This is a genomic window from Kitasatospora sp. NPDC001660 (assembly GCF_053596725.1).
Window position 1 is genome coordinate 1 of sequence record NZ_JBSFGU010000144.1, and the last position, 1283, is coordinate 1283.

The window sequence follows — 1283 nt, forward strand, 5'->3', positions numbered from 1 at the left end:
TCGGCGGTGGCGAGGAGTTCGGCCTGGTCCTCGGGCGAGAACTCGACGTCGGGGCTGCGCAGCGAGCCGACCGAGGCGAGCGCGGCGGCGAGCGGGGTGCGCAGGTCGTGGCTGACGGCGGCGAGCAGGGCGGTGCGCATCCGGTCGGCGGCCTTGATCGGCTCGACCTCGGCGGCGACCACGGCGAGCCGGTCGCGCTCCAGCGCGGCGCCGACATGGGCGGCGAAGGCGATGAGGACGCGCTGGTCGGCGGCGGGCAGCCGACGGCCGGTGAGCACCAGGAGGGCTCGCTCGCCGACCGCGACTTCGGTCGTCTCTCCTCCACCGCTGCCGTCCGTCATGGCGTCGCTGCGAGCGATCGCTTCCCCGGTGAGGCTGTCGAGTAGGGCCACGGAGTCCATGCCGAAGGCCGTCCGGGACTTCTCCAACAGCGCGGGCAGCGCGTCGGCGCCGCGCAGCACGCTGCCCGCCAGGGTGGAGAGGGTCTCGGCCTCGGCGGTGGCGCGCGCGGCCCTGGCGGTGAGGCGACCGGCGTGGTCGACGACCGTGGAGACCGTCAGGGCAACAGTGGCGAACACCAGGAGGGCGACGATGTTGTTGGCCTCGCCGATGGTCAGGTCGTGGACCGGCGGGATGAAGAAGTAGTTCAGCAGCAGCGAGGCGATGACGGCTGCCACCACGGCCGAGACCGCGCCGCCGAGCAACGCCACTGCCACCACCCCGAGTTGGAAGATCAGCGCGTCGGTGGTGAGGTTCAGCTGGTGGTGGAACTGGGAGAGCACGGCGGTGAGCAGCGCGGGCACGACCAGGCCCGAGGCGAACCCGGCGATGGTGCGGCGCCTGGAGTGGCGCCGGCCGAGCGAGGGCAGCTTGCCGCGGCCGGTGAACTCGTGGGTGACCATGTGGACGTCGATGTCCTCGGACGCGTCCACGGTCGTCTGTCCAGTGCCGGGACCGGAGAGGAAGCGGCTGATCCGGCCGCGGCGGCTGGTGCCGAGGACCAGCTGGGTGGCGTCGTGGGCGCGGGCGAAGGCCAGCAGCGCGGTGGGGATGTCGTCGCCGACCACCACGTGGTAGCTGCCGCCGAGGGTCTCGACCAGCTCCCGCTGCTGGGCGAGCGCGCCGGAGGAGGCGCCGGCCAGGCCGTCGCTCCTGGTCACGTGGACGGCCAGGAGGTCGCCCCCGGCGGTGCGGTCGGCGATCCGGGCGGCGCGGCGGATGATCGTCTCGCCCTCGGGGCCGCCGGTGAGGGCGACCACGACGCGTTCGCGGGTCTCCCAGAC

At 73.8% G+C, this 1283-nt stretch carries 1 protein-coding gene; it reads right to left on the reverse strand.

The genetic code is table 11. The features are described 5' to 3' along the window. Positions 1 to 1283: DUF4118 domain-containing protein (locus tag ACWCXH_RS39935; RefSeq protein ID WP_449806421.1), on the reverse strand; the 1283-nt coding region annotated here is incomplete at both ends.